Origin of the sequence: Rhodococcus wratislaviensis (assembly GCF_900455735.1) — a bacterium.
GTDB lineage: Bacteria > Actinomycetota > Actinomycetes > Mycobacteriales > Mycobacteriaceae > Rhodococcus_F > Rhodococcus_F wratislaviensis.
This window is the reverse complement of sequence record NZ_UAUI01000002.1, coordinates 161,541-175,285: the sequence shown is the minus strand read 5'-3', so window position 1 is coordinate 175,285 and position 13,745 is coordinate 161,541. Positions and strand designations below refer to the sequence as shown.

Here is a 13,745-nt window from a genome sequence, read left to right as displayed (position 1 = left end):
CGAAGTCCTTTGCTTGTTCGACGTGTGGTGGGTGGGCCGGCCTGCGGTGGTCGCGGCCGATCACAGTGAGATGGCTCCGGTGAGCAGCGCCACGACGGTCATCACGATCGTGGTCCCGAAGGCCCAGCCGAAGATGAACCGCTGGTGCTTGCCGAGGTCCACCTTGCTCAGCCCGATCAGGATGAACGTCGCCGCGGTCAGCGGGCTGAGCGGGAATCCGGTGGTCATCTGGCCGAGGATGGCGGCGCGGCCGATCTCCGCGGGGTCGCCTCCGAACGATGCCGTGGTTTCCGCGAGCACCGGGACGACGCCGAAGTAGTAGGCGTCCGGGGTGAAGACCAGACTGAGCGGCATCGACGTGACGGCGGTGATGACGGGGATCAGGGAGCCGGCGGACTGCGGAATCCAGGAGACGAAGGTCTGCGCCATCGCGGTGATCATTCCGGTGCCGTTGAGGATTCCGGTGAGCACGCCTGCCGCGAGGATCATCGCCACCACCATGGTGACGTTGCCGCCGTGCTTCGCGAACAGGGCCTGCTGGTCGTCCCACTTCGGGCGGTTGACGGCGAGCGCGAGTGCGAATGCGATGGCGAAGGCCACCTCCAGCGGCACGAGCTGGAACAGCAGGATCACGATCAGAACGAGGGTGAGCACGGTATTGAACGCCATCACCGCCCGTTGGCGTCCGGTGCGCACCGGCGCGTCGGAGACGTGCGGCGTGCCGGGACCACCGCCGCCGGGAGATGCCAGTTCGGTGACGCCGAGCCGTTTACGTTCCGTGCGGCCGATCATGTAGGCGGCGAACAGGACCCACAGGATTCCGGCGCCCATCGCGGGCAGGACCGGCGTGAAGATGTCGGCGCTGGTCAGGTCGAGCGCGGCCATGGCGCGGACGGTCGGTCCGCCCCACGGAATCATGTTCATCAGTCCCGCAGCCAGGCACACGATGCCGGTCAGCACGACCGGGCGCATCCCGAGTTTCTGGTAGATGGGCAGCAACGCCGAAATGGTGATCAGGAAGGTCGAGGTTCCGTCGCCGTCGAGCGCGACGAGCAGGGTCAGCACCGCGGTTCCGACGGCGATCTTGGTGGGATTGCCACCTGCCCACCGGACGATCCGGCGGATCGCCGGGTCGAACAGTCCCACGTCGACCATCAGGCTGAAATACAGGACGGCGAAGGCGATCATGATGGCGACGGGCGCGACCTTCAGCAGGCCGTCGCCGACCATCTCCCCGAGGTCGGGTGCCCATCCGCCCACGATTGCGAACGCGACGGGAACGAGGATCAGTGCGACGAGCACCGAGACCCGTCGGCTGAACGCGAGCGCCAGGAAACAAGCGATGGTGGCGAACCCGAGCGCGGCAACCATGTGACCTCCTTCGAAATGGAGTCTCAGTGTCGCGCGCCTCACAAATGTGCGTCAAATATCAATGAACGATTGATTCATGAGTTCAAGTCATGAATCGATCGCGCATGGATACCGGCCATACTGATGCGCATGAGCATCAATCTCGGGATTTCACACCTGAGGAGCATCGTCGCCATCGCCGACTACGCGAGCTTCACCGCGGCGGCGCACGCACTCGACGTGTCTCAGTCCTCGCTGAGCCGCTCGGTCGCCGAGGCCGAGCGCAGACTCGACGTCACGCTGTTCGAACGCACCACTCGCCGCGTCGAGCTGACCACGCACGGGCACGAGATCATCGAGCACGCCCGGCGGATGCTCCACGACTTCGACGACGGGCTCACGCAGATCGAACGATTCGTCACCGGTGACCGCGGAATCGTGACGGTGGCCTGCCTGCCCTCGCTCGCGGCCACGTTCCTTCCTCCCTACGTGGTGAGCTTCCGTGAGCAGCACCCCGACGTGCGGCTCCAGATACGGGACGGACTGCGGCAGGAGGTTCTCGACGCCGTGTACTCGGGCACGGTCGACCTCGCCCTGGTCACCACCTCGGGGCTTCTGCCCGGCCTGCAACAGGACGTCCTGACGAGCGACTCCTTCTATTGCGCCGTCGCGCCGACGCATCCGTTCGCCGATCGGCCGGTACTGCGGTGGTCGGATCTCGCCGGACAGCCGTTCATCGCGTTCGGACCCGAGAGCAGTATCGCGGCGCCCGTCCGACGCGCCGTCGAGGATGCACGCATCGAACTCGGGCCCGTCATGCAGGCGCAGAACATCGGCGCGGTAGCGGGATTGGCGGCGGCCGGGCTCGGTGTCACCGCGGTTCCCGAACTCGTGCTTCCCATGATCTCGTTCGCCGGTCTCGTCCACATACCGCTGCAGCCGACGGTCGAACGCACCATTTCACTCGTCCAGGTCGCCGGCCGACCCCAGACGGCGAGCACCCGCGGTTTCGTGAACATGCTTCTCGCCGACCGAACTCCTGATCGAGGAGCCGATTCCGGCTAGAGTTCCGGCATGTCACCTTCTGCCCCAGATCATCATCGACTGAACTACGTGGAGTTGTCGGTCACGGACCTCGCGGACGCGGAAGCGTTCTACCGCTCGGCATTCGGCTGGGAGTTCAACTCCTACGGCCCGCAGTACGCGGGCATCGTCGGTGCGGACGGTGAGGAGGTCGGCGGCCTGCTGCAGGTGCCGGAACGGAAACCGGCAGGCGGACCGCTGGTGTTGCTGTACTCGGTGGATCTCGACGCTTCGGTGGATGCGGTGCGGGCGGCGGGCGGCACCGTCGTCAACGGCCCGTACGACTTTCCCGGCGGGCGCCGCTTCCACTTCACCGATCCGAGTGGCAACGAACTCGGTGTCTGGTCGTCGGCCTAGTATCCGGCAGATCTATGTCGTGTCTCGAAAACGGTTTCCCTACTGCATGGCCAAGGGCCGTGCTGAGAGCAGGTGTCGCTCATGGCATGTCGTATCAGTGAGCTCGTGCTCGGCTGCCGCGACCCTGAGGTGCTGGCGCGGTTCTGGTGCGAGGTCCTCGACTTCGTCGTGCTCGATCGCGAGGACGACGGATCGCTGGAGATCGGACCGCGTGAAGGGTTCGGCGGTCCGCAGCCGACGATCATCCTCAGTCGCAGGGATGACCCGGAGAAGGGGAAATCCCGGCTGCACATCGACGTCAACGCGACCGACCGCGATCAGGACGCCGAGCTCGACCGCCTTCTGAAGCTCGGTGCGCGCCCGGCCGACATCGGCCAGACGGGGCAGGAGCAGTGGCATGTCCTGGCCGACCCCGAAGGCAATGAGTTCTGCCTGCTCAGGGCCCGCTTGGGCCCACTCTGATGCTCATCGGTCGCATCTCGACACCAGTTACGCAGGCTCCTGACCTCAGTCGTGGTGTGCGACAGGGCCGGTGGTCGCGCGGCGGACGAGGTGCGGCGCGAGCACGAGGTCGATCGCCTTGTCGCCGGCGATCTGAGCCAGCGCTCCGTCGACGGCGGCCTCGGCCATGTGCGTGGCGTCCTGCGAGATCGTCGTCATCTGCACGTGCGGAATCCTCGCCAGGCGGGAGTCGTCGTAGCCCACGACGGAGATGTCCGCGGGCACGTCCCGGCCACGGCGGACCAGTAGGTCGAGTACGCCGGTGGCGCACCGGTCGTTGAAGGCGACGACGGCGGTCGGGGGAGTGGTCATCTCCAGAAGCGTGTGCATGCCTTCTGCGCCTTCGGTTTCCGTCGTACCGCCCGCCACAACCGTAGCCGAAGCCGACAGTCCGTGCCGGTCCATCGCGGCCAGGAAGCCGGCCCGCCGGTCGGCGCCGCCGGGAGCGTCGGCGCCGTCGATGTGGGCGATGTTCCGGTGCCCGAGTTCGGTGAGATGGTCGACGGCCAGGGTGATGCCTGCGACGTCGTCGCCCCGTACGGCACCGACTCCGGGCAGGCCGCTTGCGCGCGCCACGACGAGGGCGGGCACGCGGTCGGCCAGCGCGCCGAGTTCATCGGTGTCGAACCGGGTGCCGAGGAGGATCGCGGCCTCGCAGCGCTCGCGCATGAGCGCCTGGACGGCGACCTTCTCGGCGCGACTCGGGGCAACCGCGCTGAGCATCACGTCGTAACCCCGGCGGGTGGCCGCGGCGTAGATCTGTTCGACGAGATCGCCGTGGAACGGCTGCTGCAGTTCGAATACGACTCCGAGCAATCGGGAACTGGCCTGGCGCAGTTTCTGTGCGCGACGATCGGGGACGTAGCCCATCTCGTCGGCGATGTCGAGCACCCGCCTGCGAGTGGCCTCGCTGGCGCCGGGGACGCCGCGCATCACGATCGAGACGAGCGCTGTGGAGACTCCTGCCGCGCGCGCGACGTCGCCCATCGTCGGGCGGGCGCCACCGGTCGATCCCGCCACCGGTTCGACCACGTGCACGGCTCCTGTCTTCCCGGGCCCCGCGCTGTTCCGCTCGAAGCTGCTCTTGACCAATGATCGCACGAGATCTAAGGTCTGAAACTAGAACGTACTAGTTCGCCTAGACCTCCACCCTTCCTCTGCACTGGAGCGCACCCATGTCACTCACCGAAGCCGCAACCGTCCACCCGACGGCGCCTGCTTCCCACCCGGTCCGCATCGCGACGATCGGTGCCGGACGCATCGGCTCGAATCACGCGGAGATCGTGGCCCGCCTGGTCCCGGGGGCGTCGCTCGTCGCGGTCAGCGACCCGGTCGGTGAGTCCGCGCAGCGCCTCGCCACCACGTTGGGGGCGCCGCTCGCCACCACGATCGTCGACGACGTCCTCACCAGCGACGAGGTCGATGCGGTGCTGATCACCGCCCCCGCGCGGAGTCATACGGACCTGGTCGTCGCGGCCGCGGCCGCCGGCAAGCACGTGTTTGTCGAGAAGCCGATGGCAGTCACTCTCGACGACGCCGACCGCGCCATCGCGGCGGCCGCCGACGCAGGCACAGTCCTGCAGGTCGGCTTCAATCGCCGATTCGCCCCCGGGTTCGCCGCCGCCCGCGCCGCGATCGACGCGCAGAAGGTCGGGACCCCGCACCTGCTGCGTTCCCTGACCCGCGATCCCGGACCGTATACCGCCGACCCGGCACGGGTTCCGCAGTGGACGATCTTCCTGGAAACGCTCATTCACGACTTCGACACTCTCTGCTTCCTCAACCCCGGCGCACGCCCGGTGCGGGTGCAGGCGGTCGCCGACGCCCTGGTGCGACCGGACGCCAAGAGCGCGGGTCACCTCGACACCGCGGTGGTGACCGTCCAATTCGACAACGGTGCCATCGCCACCGCGGAGGCAAGCTTCAGCGCGCTGTACGGATACGACGTGCGCGCCGAGGTATTCGGCTCCGGCGGCATGGTCACCGCAGGCAGCGGGCTCAGCACCGACATGACCTATTACGGACCCGACGGGCTGCACGCCGACACCGCGCGCCGCGACACCGACCTCCTGCATTCCGCGTACGTGGGGGAACTGACCGCTTTCGTCGACGCGATCCGCACTCACACACCGGCCGTCGTCACAGGTCAGGACGCCCGCACCGCGCTGTCGATCGCACTCGCCGCCATCCGCAGCGTAGAGACCGGCTCCGCCGTAGACCTGGACCGGTGACGCCGATGGCCACGTATGCGCTCGCTGCCAGCGCCGAGATGCTCTACCTCGACCTGCCGTTCCTGGACCGCGTGCACCGCATCGCCGAACGCGGACTGCAGGTCGAGATCTGGGACTGGTCCACCAAGGACATCGACGCGCTCGCCGCCAGCGGTGCCGAATTCTCCTCGATGACCGGCTATCTGGAGGGCGACCTCACCGAACCCGACGGCATCGAGGCGCTGCTCACCACGGCGCAGCAGTCCCTCGACGTCGCGAAACGGCTCGACTGCCCGCGGTTGAACCTGCACGGAACCGGACTCGACAACCGGGGACTGCCGGTCCGGCCGGTCGAAACGGTCACGCCCGCAATGTGGCTCACCGCCGCCGGCACCCTGAGGAAGATCGCCGAACTCGGCGAACAGGCGGGGCGGGTGTTCACGCTCGAGAACCTCAACCTCGCCGTCGATCATCCCGGCACCCCGTTCGCGACCGCGGCCGACACTCTCGCTCTCGTCCAGGCGGTCGACAGCCCCCACCTGCGCATGAATCTCGACCTCTATCACGCCCAGATCGGCGAGGGAAACCTCATCGAACTCGTCCGAAAGGCGCTGCCCTACATCGGGGAGATCCAGGTCGCCGACGTCCCGGGACGCTGCGAACCCGGAACCGGCGAAATCCACTACCCGGCTGTCGCCGCCGCCCTCCGCGACATCGGCTATACCGGCGTCGTCGGACTCGAAGGGTGGGCGAAGAACGATTCGGACGACGCGCTCGACGCGTTCGAGGCGGCATTCGGTCGGCCGTAGCAGTCCGCCAGTCACACGTGGGTCATCGTCGGCGTTCGCGCGCCGATCGGCCGCTGCTCGATCGCGTGGCCGGACAGACGTCCGGTGTGGTGGGCCTCGATCATCCGCTGCTCCGCGCGCTGGGACCCGCGCAACAGCAGGGAGGAGGCGGCCGCGGTGTCGAGGAGCGCGCGCAACGCCGGTTGCTCGGCGGCCAACGCCCGCCACGCCGCATTCAAGGGGGTGCCATCCTCGACCGCCTGGTCGAGGCGGGCCGCGAGGTGGTTGCTCCAGCGGTGCTGAAGTGCGAGCAGGATGTTGTCCGCCGAGCCGAAAAGCTCGATCGCGCCGGGTACTTCGCCGAACCGCAACGCCGGCACGGGGTCGACGTGCGCCCGCGCCAGGATCTCTTCCAGTACCGCCCGGCGTGCACGGAAATCGTTCCACGACATCTCGGCCACCTCCGTAGTTCCGTTGATGACGGCAACGCTACGGATCCGCGGCAGCGGTTTCGCCGTGCCACGGTCGCGTTCTCGTCTCCTACCGTGGGCGGAGGGGGTCTCCGCTCCGGAGACGACGCGGTGCGGGTGGGTCTTCGCCTACGCTGGTCGTGTGCAGGTGACGACATTTTTTCGTCGACGCGTGGCGGAGAGTGAGTACGACTATCCGCTCGCTGTGCCGGTGTTCGCGCACATCGCCGTCGTCGTCATCGCCGGTGCCGCTGTCGCGCAACGCGACGGCTTCGTTCCGCCGGGGTGGGTCCTGCTGTGTGGCCTGGTCGCCGCGGTGACCCCCGTTGCGGGTGACATGATCAGACCGGGGGTGGTGCTTCCGCGTCCGTTCCTGGCCGTCGTCGTCATCGCGGCGGCCGCACTGTTGCTCCTGCAGCAGCCTGACACCGCGTTCGACTTCGCTCCGCTCATCCTGGTGATTCTGACCGCCGAGGTCGCGGCAACGGCGTCACTGGCCGTCAGCCTCGCCACCTTGGCCGCCGCGATGGCAGTCCTGTCTGCGTTCGCACTGACGGGCCGACTCGACGGTGCGCCGTACGCTCTCGCCGGCGTCGTGCTGGGCTGGGCCTTCGGTTACCTGATGCTCACGCAGTTGCGCCTCCTTCACCAGGAGCGGGCCTCGAAGGCGATCCAATCCGAGCAGGCCGCCACACGTGAGCGCCAGCGCATCGCTCGCGAGGTTCACGACGTCATCGCCCACTCGCTGAGCATCACGCTGCTGCATCTGACCGCGGCCCGTCGCGCGCTCGAGCAGGACCGCGACGTCGACGACGCGGTGGATGCGCTCTCCGACGCCGAGCGACTCGGGCGGCAGGCGATGGCCGACATCCGTCGTACCGTCGGGTTGCTCGACGCAGGCCCGGCCGGCACCCGTCCAGAGCCGAGTGCCGCCGATCTTCCCGATCTGATCGACGACTTCCGCCGTGCTGGTTTGCCGGTGGCCTTCGACATGCGCGGAGACCTCTCCGCGGTGACCGGCACGGTCGGACTCGGCATTTACCGCATCACGCAGGAGTCGCTGGCGAACGTCGCCAAACATGCACCCGGTGCGAGCGCCGACGTCCGGGTCACGATCGAGCCGGAACGTGTGATCCTGGAGATCCGCAACCCGACCCGAGGTCGGGTAGCCCCACCGAACGGCTCACCCGGTTCCGGTCTGCGGGGCATGCGCGAGCGCGCCGCGCTGCTCGGCGGCAAGCTCCGCGCCGGTCCGGACGGCAGGGGATGGTCGGTGCACGCCGCGGTTCCGTTGCCCCGGGACTCCTGCCGGCCGGCGATCCTCCGTCACATCCCGGGGCTGTCGTGACGGGCCCGGAGATCAGGGTGCTGCTGGTCGACGACCAGGAACTGGTGCGGTCGGGGCTGCGCCGGATCCTGCGGCGAAAGGACGGTTTCGTGATCGTCGGTGAATGCGCCGACGGCTCGGAGGTGCCGGGCGCGGTGGCGGAGCACACCCCGGACGTCGTGCTCATGGACCTCCGGATGAAGAAAGTCGACGGCATTCGCGCGACCCGCGATCTCCGGTCGGGCGCTGCGCCGCCGCCGGTGCTGGTGCTCACCACGTTCGACGACGACGAACTGCTGTCCGGATCGCTCCGCGCAGGTGCGGCGGGGTTCATCCTCAAGGATTCGCCGGCCGAGGACCTGATTCGTGCCGTACGTACCGTCGCCGAGGGCGGCGCCTGCCTCGACCCCGCAGTGACGGGACGCGTTCTCGCCACGTACCGCACCGTCGCCCCGTCGTCCGACGGGGGCCGGAGCCGCCTCTCCGAGCTGACAGCGCGGGAACTCGATGTGTTCGCGCTCATCGGGCGTGGGCACAGCAACAGTGAGATCGGTCGGGAGCTGGGGATCTCGGGAGTGACGGTGAAGAGCCACGTCGGGCACATCTTCCTCAAACTCGATCTCCGCGACCGCGCGGCCGCCATCGTGTACGCCTTCGATCACGGCATCGTTTCCCCGGGCGACACCGGCCCGGATCGAGTTTCCTGACGCCGGGCCGCATTCTGCGTTTACTATTCGTCCACCCCCCCACGAAGGAATCGATCATGATCGCAATCGGTGTGGTTCTCATCGTCATCGGCTTGGTCGTCAAGATCTCGTCACTGTGGATCGCGGGCCTCGTCGTCGGCGTCGTCGGTCTCGTTCTCTTGCTCGTCGGATTGCGGGGCCGCAAGGTGGGCGGACGACAGTACTGGTACTGACGGCCCGCACGAGGCCGCACATCCGGCCAACGAATCGAGTCTCCCGGCCGACGGCCCAGTCACGTTGCGGCCGTGTCGTATCGAAGGATCGTGCGTGAGATTCCGTGCGCGGTTGGAGTCGAAGCGCGGTATCCGCGGTGTGCCGTTGACGATTCCCGACGGCGTCTGGACGGTGCACATCGAGGCGGTCGGCGGTCGCGGCGGTGACAGCTGTTGCGGCACGGTCGCTCCCGGTGGCAGGGGAGCGGTCGCCGGTGGTGACGCGTGGCTCGTTCCGGGATCGACGGTGTACGTCCGGGTCGGCGAGAACGGTCACGGCGGCGGGTCGGACGCTCTGACGCAGGTCGAGGGCGGCGGGGGCAGCGGCGGCACCACCGACTGGCGCCGCCACACCACTCCGCCGAACGTCAACAGCGGTGACGGGGGCGGTCTTTCGTCCGTCGTCCTCGATACCGGAAGGTCGAGCGTGCTGGTTCCGCATCGTATCGACCTGCCGCTGGTCATCGCGGCCGGGGGAGGCGGCGGAGCCGGCTGGTACGGCGGTGGTGGAGGTGCCGCCGGGGGACGGATCGGCGGCACCGGCGAGGCGGACGAGCCGCCGGGAGGCGGAGGCGGCGGGCTTTCCCTCGTGCCGTCGGGCGGCACCATCGGACTGTCTGCGCCGGATTCGGTGCCCTCGGTCGTCGTCACCTTCGAGCTTCCCTGAAGGGTTTGCCGGAGCCGCGGGCAGCCGACCCGAGGTTATGCGTGAGTCGGAGTCACGGCAAATTGTTTTCCGCAAAGTCTTGGCTGAGTCCAGAAAAGTAAGTCATAGTGGGTGGGTGCCGTCGATGCCGGATTACGCAGCGCTGCTGCGCGGGGCTGAGCTTCGCGTGACCCGCCCGCGGGTCGCGGTGTTGGAGGCCGTGCACGCGCGTCCACACGCTGACACGGAGACGATTTTCGGAGCGGTGCGCACCGTTCTGGAAGGGGTGTCCCGGCAGGCCGTGTACGACGTGCTGCACGCAGTGACCGCTGTGGGACTGGTGCGGCGGATTCAGCCGCCCGGCTCCGTTGCTCGTTACGAGTCGCGGGTCGGAGACAATCACCACCACGTCATCTGCCGGTCGTGTGGGGTCATTGCGGACGTCGACTGTGCCGTCGGCGAGGCACCCTGTCTGACCGCGTCCGACGACAACGGTTTCCTCGTCGAGGAGGCCGAGGTCATCTACTGGGGTCTGTGCCCCGACTGCTCGACATCACAGACTTCTCGATCGAACCCATGACCACAGCCCAATTTGGTCTCTCCCGGAAGGAATGTTGTGTCCGATAGCTGCCCGGTCGCTCATGAGGGAAACACTCAGAGCACCAGTGAAAGTGAAAACCCCGTAATCCCGTCTCCCACTCCGGCGGCGAACCGCCCGAGATCGAACCGCGACTGGTGGCCGAACCAGCCGGAGCTGTCGGTGTTGCACGCCCATACGTCCAAGTCGAACCCGATGGGCGAGGACTTCGTCTACGCCGAGGAGTTCGCCAAGCTCGACGTCGAGGCACTCAAGCGCGACGTCATCGATCTGATGACGACCTCGCAGGACTGGTGGCCCGCCGACTACGGCCACTACGGCGGCCTCTTCATCCGGCTGAGCTGGCACGCCGCCGGCACCTACCGCATCGCGGACGGTCGCGGCGGTGGCGGTCAGGGCGCCCAGCGTTTCGCCCCCCTCAACAGCTGGCCCGACAACGCGAGCCTCGACAAGGCCCGCCGGCTGCTCTGGCCGGTGAAGCAGAAGTACGGCAAGCAGATTTCCTGGGCGGACCTCCTCGTCTTCGTCGGCAACTGTGCCCTGGAGTCGATGGGATTCAAGACCTTCGGGTTCGGATTCGGCCGCGAGGACATCTGGGAGCCCGAGGAGATGTACTGGGGTCCCGAGGACACCTGGCTGGGCGACGAGCGCTACAGCGGCGATCGCGAACTCTCGGGTCCGCTCGGGGCGGTGCAGATGGGTCTCATCTACGTGAACCCGGAGGGGCCCAATGGCCAGCCGGATCCGCTGGCAGCCGCCCGCGACATCCGGGAGACGTTCGGCCGCATGGCGATGAACGACGTGGAAACCGCCGCGCTGATCGCAGGCGGCCACACCTTCGGCAAGACTCACGGCGCAGGCGACGCCGACCTGGTCGGTCCGGAACCGGAAGGCGCCCCGATCGAGCAGCAGGGCCTGGGCTGGAAGAGTGCCTACGGTACCGGCGTGGGCAAGGACGCGATCACCAGTGGTCTCGAGGTCGTGTGGACCCCCACGCCGACGAAGTGGGACAACAGCTTCCTCGAAGTCCTGTACGGCTACGAGTGGGAGCTGACCAAGAGTCCCGCGGGTGCCTGGCAGTGGACCGCGAAGGACGGCGCAGGCGCGGGCACGATCCCCGACCCGTTCGATTCGTCGGCGGGGCGTGCTCCCACGATGCTGACCACGGACCTCTCCCTGCGCATCGACCCGGCCTACGAGAAGATCACCCGGCGTTGGCTCGATCACCCGGAGGAGTTCGCCGAGGAGTTCGCCAAGGCGTGGTACAAGCTCCTGCATCGCGACATGGGGCCCGTCACGCGCTACCTCGGCCCGTGGGTTCCGGAGGCGCAGCTGTGGCAGGACCCGGTCCCCGCAGTCGATCACCAGCTGATCGGTGACAGCGAGATCGCCGCGCTCAAGGGCAAGATCCTCGACTCGGGCCTGTCCATCTCCCAGCTGGTGTCGACCGCCTGGGCGTCGGCAGCGACCCACCGCAGCACCGACATGCGTGGCGGCGCCAACGGGGCGCGAATCCGGCTTGCGCCGCAGAAGGATTGGGAGATCAACAACCCCACTGAGCTGGCGACGGTCCTGCAGACCCTCGAACAGATCCAGCAGGACTTCAACTCGTCGCAGTCCGGCGGGGTAAAGGTCTCGCTCGCGGACCTGATCGTGCTCGCCGGCGCCGCGGCGGTCGAGAAGGCGGCGAAGAACGCCGGCCAAGACGTCACGGTCCCGTTCACGCCGGGTCGTACCGACGCCACACAGGAGCAGACCGATGTGGAGTCGTTCGCCGTACTCGAGCCGAGGGCCGACGGGTTCCGCAACTACCTCCGAGAGGGAGAGAAGTTGCCTGCCGAGGCACTTCTGGTCGACCGGGCCTACATGTTGAACCTGACCGCTCCGGAAATGACCGTTCTCGTCGGTGGCCTGCGTGCACTGAACGCCAACTTCGGCCAGACGAAGCACGGCGTCTTCACCGACCGGCCGGAGGCGTTGACCAACGACTTCTTCGTCAACCTCCTCGACATGGGTACGCAGTGGAAGGGAGCGGCCTCGGCCGAGAACGTCTACGAAGGCACCGACCGTGTGACGGGTGACGCCAAGTGGACCGCCACCGCCGTCGATCTCGTGTTCGGTTCGAACTCGCAGCTGCGCGCTCTCGCCGAGGTGTATGCCACCGACGATGCGCAGCAGAAGTTCGTGCAGGACTTCGTTTCTGCCTGGAATAAGGTGATGAACCTCGACCGGTTCGACCTCGACTGATGACGGTTGATCGGTCCAGGGCCGATCAATCCTGAACTGGCCCGGCACCCGCGAGTTGATACTCGCCGGGTGCCGGGTTCAGTTGGTCGACAGTTTCTCGGCGTTACGGACCGCGGTCTCGAGGTGCCTGTCCGCGGTGCTCAGGTCGAGTCGGGCGTCGCTGAGGCTGTCGATCACCTGTTCCCGCGAAGCGCCGGCGGTTGTGCTGTCGAGTAGGTCGAACGCGTCGGTCAACTCCTTGATCCGGTCTTCGAGCGCTTGCAGATCGGTACGCAACCGCGCGGTGCGTTTGACGAGGTCCTCGACGTTCATGGCTGCCCTATTCATCCCCGGACGCGCTGTCGCATCACCACTACGTCTGTCTACCCGCGGATCCGCGTATGAAACCCGGGGGTCGAGCGGCGACCTATCGGTACACCAGGCCGCCGTCGATCAGTCCCGCCTGCCCGGTCATGTAGTCGGAATCGGGTCCGGCCAGATACGACACGTACGCCGCGACGTCCTCGGGCGTCTGCGCGCGGCCGAGGGCGATGCCGCCGACGAACTTGTCGAACGTGGCACCCTTCGGCGCGCCGGTGAGGGCCGCGAAACGCTCGTCGATGGTGACCCACATGTCGGTGCCGACGACGCCGGGGCAGTAGGCGTTGACGGTGATGCCGTCGGATGCGTACTCCTTGGCCGCGGCCTGGGTGAGTCCGCGGACCGCGAACTTGGTCGCCGAGTACACGCCGAGCATCGGGAAACCCTCGTGGCCGGCGATCGACGACGCGTTGATGATCTTTCCACCATGTCCGAGTTCCCGGAACTTGGCTGCCCCGACCTGGATTCCCCACAGCACGCCTTCGACGTTCACGGCGAGGATCCGTGAGACCTCCTCGGGTGTCACGTCGGCGATCGGGTTGACCTGGGCGATTCCCGCGTTGTTGACGATGATGTCGAAGCCGCCCAGCTCGCGCTCGGTCCGGTCGACAGCGGTCTGCACCTGATCGCGGTCCGTCACGTCGGCGACCAGTGAGATCGCCTTCGCGCCCACGGCCCGGACCTCGTCGGCCACCGCATCGACCCGGTCGCCGTTGACGTCGACGAGCGAGATGTCGGCGCCGTCCGACGCCAGTCGCAACGCGATCGCGCGTCCGATGCCTTGGCCCGCGCCGGTGATCAACGCGACTTTGCCCTTGATGCTCATCCGTGACTCCTGTCCATTGTGACC

The 13,745-nt window shown here is 67.5% G+C and carries 16 protein-coding genes; 11 read left to right on the top strand and 5 right to left on the bottom strand.

Annotated elements, in window-relative coordinates; translation table 11 throughout:
* Positions 1-60: 60 nt before the first annotated feature.
* A complete protein-coding gene (locus DTA22_RS07140) occupies positions 61-1,371 on the bottom strand; it encodes a CitMHS family transporter (protein ID WP_037233173.1) in 1,311 nt (436 codons plus the stop codon).
* A gap of 123 nt (positions 1,372-1,494) precedes the next feature.
* Here DTA22_RS07140 and DTA22_RS07135 point away from each other — a divergent pair, with 123 nt between their 5' ends.
* The 3 genes from DTA22_RS07135 to DTA22_RS07125 all read left to right on the top strand — a co-directional run bounded on the left by DTA22_RS07135 (position 1,495) and on the right by DTA22_RS07125 (position 3,252).
* Complete coding sequence (locus tag DTA22_RS07135) at positions 1,495-2,415, top strand: LysR family transcriptional regulator (RefSeq protein ID WP_112298999.1); 921 nt, start codon at positions 1,495-1,497, stop codon at positions 2,413-2,415.
* 9 nt (positions 2,416-2,424) lie between these two features.
* Positions 2,425-2,790 carry a VOC family protein gene (locus DTA22_RS07130; RefSeq protein ID WP_037233176.1) on the top strand — a complete coding sequence of 122 codons (366 nt, stop codon included), beginning with the start codon at positions 2,425-2,427 and terminating at the stop codon, positions 2,788-2,790.
* A gap of 81 nt (positions 2,791-2,871) precedes the next feature.
* Positions 2,872-3,252: a VOC family protein gene (locus DTA22_RS07125; RefSeq protein WP_112298998.1), complete on the top strand. Its 381-nt coding sequence runs from the start codon at positions 2,872-2,874 to the stop codon at positions 3,250-3,252.
* A 45-nt stretch (positions 3,253-3,297) separates the two neighbouring features.
* On the opposite strand, the gene DTA22_RS07120 is transcribed toward DTA22_RS07125, so the two are convergent.
* Complete coding sequence (locus DTA22_RS07120) at positions 3,298-4,323, bottom strand: LacI family DNA-binding transcriptional regulator (RefSeq protein WP_112299030.1); 1,026 nt, start codon at positions 4,321-4,323, stop codon at positions 3,298-3,300.
* 143 nt (positions 4,324-4,466) lie between these two features.
* Here DTA22_RS07120 and DTA22_RS07115 point away from each other — a divergent pair, with 143 nt between their 5' ends.
* The gene (locus DTA22_RS07115) at positions 4,467-5,522 is read left to right on the top strand and encodes a Gfo/Idh/MocA family oxidoreductase (protein ID WP_112298997.1); all 1,056 of its coding nucleotides are present in this window, start codon (positions 4,467-4,469) and stop codon (positions 5,520-5,522) included.
* Between the two features lie 5 nt (positions 5,523-5,527).
* Complete coding sequence (locus tag DTA22_RS07110) at positions 5,528-6,310, top strand: TIM barrel protein (RefSeq protein ID WP_112298996.1); 783 nt, start codon at positions 5,528-5,530, stop codon at positions 6,308-6,310.
* 11 nt (positions 6,311-6,321) lie between these two features.
* Here the strand turns inward: DTA22_RS07110 and DTA22_RS07105 are convergent, their stop codons facing one another.
* Positions 6,322-6,750 (bottom strand): hypothetical protein, encoded by a 429-nt coding sequence (locus DTA22_RS07105; protein WP_037233188.1) that lies wholly within the window; start codon positions 6,748-6,750, stop codon positions 6,322-6,324.
* Between the two features lie 16 nt (positions 6,751-6,766).
* Here DTA22_RS07105 and DTA22_RS07100 point away from each other — a divergent pair, with 16 nt between their 5' ends.
* From DTA22_RS07100 to katG, 6 genes are all read left to right on the top strand, one after another.
* Complete coding sequence (locus DTA22_RS07100; protein WP_112298995.1) at positions 6,767-8,107, top strand: sensor histidine kinase; 1,341 nt, start codon at positions 6,767-6,769, stop codon at positions 8,105-8,107.
* A gap of 17 nt (positions 8,108-8,124) precedes the next feature.
* Positions 8,125-8,793 carry a response regulator transcription factor gene (locus DTA22_RS07095; protein ID WP_037233289.1) on the top strand — a complete coding sequence of 223 codons (669 nt, stop codon included), beginning with the start codon at positions 8,125-8,127 and terminating at the stop codon, positions 8,791-8,793.
* Between the two features lie 56 nt (positions 8,794-8,849).
* Positions 8,850-9,005, top strand: coding sequence for a hypothetical protein (locus tag DTA22_RS36220; RefSeq protein ID WP_167344037.1), 156 nt, complete (start codon positions 8,850-8,852; stop codon positions 9,003-9,005).
* Between the two features lie 94 nt (positions 9,006-9,099).
* The gene (locus DTA22_RS07090) at positions 9,100-9,711 is read left to right on the top strand and encodes a hypothetical protein (protein WP_112298994.1); all 612 of its coding nucleotides are present in this window, start codon (positions 9,100-9,102) and stop codon (positions 9,709-9,711) included.
* Between the two features lie 115 nt (positions 9,712-9,826).
* Positions 9,827-10,270: a Fur family transcriptional regulator gene (locus DTA22_RS07085; protein ID WP_005243590.1), complete on the top strand. Its 444-nt coding sequence runs from the start codon at positions 9,827-9,829 to the stop codon at positions 10,268-10,270.
* A gap of 36 nt (positions 10,271-10,306) precedes the next feature.
* Positions 10,307-12,535, top strand: coding sequence for a catalase/peroxidase HPI (gene katG, locus DTA22_RS07080; RefSeq protein WP_112298993.1), 2,229 nt, complete (start codon positions 10,307-10,309; stop codon positions 12,533-12,535).
* Positions 12,536-12,613: 78 nt separating this feature from the next.
* Here the strand turns inward: katG and DTA22_RS07075 are convergent, their stop codons facing one another.
* Positions 12,614-12,847, bottom strand: coding sequence for a hypothetical protein (locus DTA22_RS07075; RefSeq protein WP_037233198.1), 234 nt, complete (start codon positions 12,845-12,847; stop codon positions 12,614-12,616).
* A gap of 94 nt (positions 12,848-12,941) precedes the next feature.
* Positions 12,942-13,721 carry an acetoin reductase gene (locus tag DTA22_RS07070; protein ID WP_037233201.1) on the bottom strand — a complete coding sequence of 260 codons (780 nt, stop codon included), beginning with the start codon at positions 13,719-13,721 and terminating at the stop codon, positions 12,942-12,944.
* Positions 13,722-13,745: the final 24 nt, after the last annotated feature.

Excerpts from the sequence above, each read along its gene's own strand:
- DTA22_RS07140 (WP_037233173.1), bottom strand. The coding sequence starts at position 1,371 with ATGGTTGCCGCGCTCGGGTTCGCCACCATCGCTTGTTTCCTGGCGCTC.
- DTA22_RS07135 (WP_112298999.1), top strand. The coding sequence starts at position 1,495 with ATGCGCATGAGCATCAATCTCGGGATTTCACACCTGAGGAGCATCGTC.
- DTA22_RS07130 (WP_037233176.1), top strand. The coding sequence starts at position 2,425 with ATGTCACCTTCTGCCCCAGATCATCATCGACTGAACTACGTGGAGTTG.
- DTA22_RS07125 (WP_112298998.1), top strand. The coding sequence starts at position 2,872 with ATGGCATGTCGTATCAGTGAGCTCGTGCTCGGCTGCCGCGACCCTGAG.
- DTA22_RS07115 (WP_112298997.1), top strand. The coding sequence starts at position 4,467 with ATGTCACTCACCGAAGCCGCAACCGTCCACCCGACGGCGCCTGCTTCC.
- DTA22_RS07110 (WP_112298996.1), top strand. The coding sequence starts at position 5,528 with ATGGCCACGTATGCGCTCGCTGCCAGCGCCGAGATGCTCTACCTCGAC.
- DTA22_RS07100 (WP_112298995.1), top strand. The coding sequence starts at position 6,767 with ATGACGGCAACGCTACGGATCCGCGGCAGCGGTTTCGCCGTGCCACGG.
- DTA22_RS36220 (WP_167344037.1), top strand. The coding sequence starts at position 8,850 with ATGATCGCAATCGGTGTGGTTCTCATCGTCATCGGCTTGGTCGTCAAG.
- DTA22_RS07075 (WP_037233198.1), bottom strand. The coding sequence starts at position 12,847 with ATGAACGTCGAGGACCTCGTCAAACGCACCGCGCGGTTGCGTACCGAT.
- DTA22_RS07070 (WP_037233201.1), bottom strand. The coding sequence starts at position 13,721 with ATGAGCATCAAGGGCAAAGTCGCGTTGATCACCGGCGCGGGCCAAGGC.